The 2411-nt window shown below is 47.1% G+C and carries 1 protein-coding gene; it reads left to right on the forward strand.

Annotated elements, in window-relative coordinates:
* A partial coding sequence (locus KDK19_RS09335) for a hypothetical protein (RefSeq protein ID WP_257291813.1) occupies window positions 1–2411 on the forward strand: 2411 nt, incomplete at both ends.

The raw sequence follows: 2411 nt of genomic DNA on the forward strand, positions 1-2411 counted from the left end.
CAAACTGATCATTGAAGTCAGAGACGGAATGACCAGTCAGGATTCAGTCGAGGCTGTTTGTAGTCAATCAGGTGACATCCAACCATTAGAACCATTAACGAAAGTCGCCAACCCCAAACAGCTGGTCGCAATACTGAAAGGAGCCAATAAAAGAGCAGGAAGCCTGGGCGAAATTGATCACTATGTTGCCCTTGCCGCCATTGAAGTAGACAAAGTTGAAGTCAACGAGCGCACCTTTATGCGTCTTATCGCCGCGGGCGATCAACCTCTGGAACTGAAGCATCTGGGGCAATCGCTCTTTGTCAATGATGAGGCTCTTTTTGCAGCGGCCACCACGGCCTATACCCGGGTTCATGTTCTGAAGGAAGACTTACAACAGATGGCCCTGAATAATCTGTTGTCCTACCTTAAACCCGTTGGCTATGTTGTACACGCAGAGGATGAGACACAGGCTTATCCTGTACCTGCTGGCTATCCAAAACTGGCAGTGAATGAAGCTCCGGGGGAGATTATTGTCTTCCGTGGTCAGAAACAGAATCCCAGCGATATCGCCTTTGTGCAAATGGGTCTGTACCACCTCCTGGAAGAATTTTATGGCTTCCCACCCGCTACTGAAACAATAACAAAGATCAAAACAGACAAGGTCAAAAGCTACCAGTACGTCATTCGAAACAGGCAAACGGCGTTACTGGAGGAGTTAGCTGCACAGCACAATGCCGGACTTAACGAAGATGGACTGACGACTCGATCATACGAAGATATACTGGTGACGCTTGCGTACTATGAGTCTTTTCAGCAGGCATTGACCAGTGCTACTCAAGATAGTGCTACTCAAGATAGTGCTACTCAAGATAGTGCTACTCAAGGTGTCGCAGATGAATTTGAATTCTCAATAGGGCACGTCAGAGTCGCTTCGTCGGTCATGACGCCAACCTGGATGTATAATCAACTCTTAAAACACTTCGGCTTCAAACCTGAACTTAAAGATCTGCTGTCTAACCGGCATTTTGTTCAGAATATTCATGAATTGGTACCCATTGTCACCAAAGCCTACGGCGTTTCTCCTCCCGAAGACGGAAGCTTTGCTTCCAAAGTCATTGGCGACTTTGCCGGACAGACGTTTGAAATGGCAAGCAAGCAGGATCCGGAAGTCCGTTCCCGGGCCATTCAGCAGTACCTGAAGCGGCAGATCCCTGGCCTTGATCTGAGTGAGCAGAATGAAGGCATCACGACAGAAGACCACAATGCTCTGAAGGCAAGACTTTATAATACGCTTCTCAAGAATGCAGCGCTGGAAGAAGAACTGAAAGACATCCGCACACCAGGCCACCCCAAAGCCATGCCTGAAGTGCTTCGGATACTTCGTGCCGCAGCAAGAGTTTTGGGGAAAAAGAATCGCCTCAATGATAAGGACGATGTGTATTTCCAACGTCAGGTCATTGCTATTCTTATGCATCTGTGCATCAGAGAAGCCAGACGGGTGTCAGAGTTAAAGGCCCGGATCAAACTGCAAGTGCTGGAAAAAATACTCACCATCAAAATCAATAAAGGTGATGACAAAGCAACAAGACTGCAAAGGATCCGTGCAAAGATTGATGGCGGTGATGTCTCATATCACGAGCTGAGTGGGATGTACATGATCTTACGGCCGGGACCAGCCCTGGAGGCAGATCTGCCGGAGGCGGATATCGTACTCTCAGATATTCATGATCGTCTCAACTCCGTAGTCGAAGAATCGGATCAGCGAGCCGAAGAACAACAACTAAATTATCTTACCGCTCTTGAGATGGAACTAAATATCTCCCCTCATGAAAACCCTGCTGCTCAAGAAAGAGGCAAAATTTTCATGGCTCAACTGGCCAGAGCTTTACAGCTGGGGTTTGCAGATGATGCCAACCTTTTCGACCAGCAGCATGTTTTAAGAGACAGAATCCAGGAATTAATGGAAGAAGTAAACGAATTTTATGACGATGAAGGTGCCAAGAGAATCAAAAACAATCAAATTGCCGATCAACTCAACATTAAGAACTACAGATATCACGGCAGTATAGACGAGCAAAACAGTCTGATTGAGGCAAAACTTGAACATCTGGATGAAGAAGTGTTTAAAGCGGGTCAGCCTGATGTTGATGAGCGTATCGCAGCCATTGAACATGAGCTGGACAAGCAAATGGCTCGTCTGGGTCCTAAGCCCCGGTTCGACCTTCATCGTGATGTCGCCAGGGCCAAACGAGCCATTAAAAAAGCTGAAAGTAATCTGTCAGGTGTTCATCGAAAACTGAATAATATTCGTCGCAAACAAGTGGTCTATGTGAGTCGTACCGACGTCTACCCTGCTATCACGGACGAAGACGAAAAGACTCTCAATCAGGCCATTAAACAAATCCAGATCGATTACGACCTGCCTGCAG

Source organism: Endozoicomonas sp. ONNA1, from assembly GCF_024606325.1.
Lineage (GTDB): Bacteria > Pseudomonadota > Gammaproteobacteria > Pseudomonadales > Endozoicomonadaceae > Endozoicomonas_A.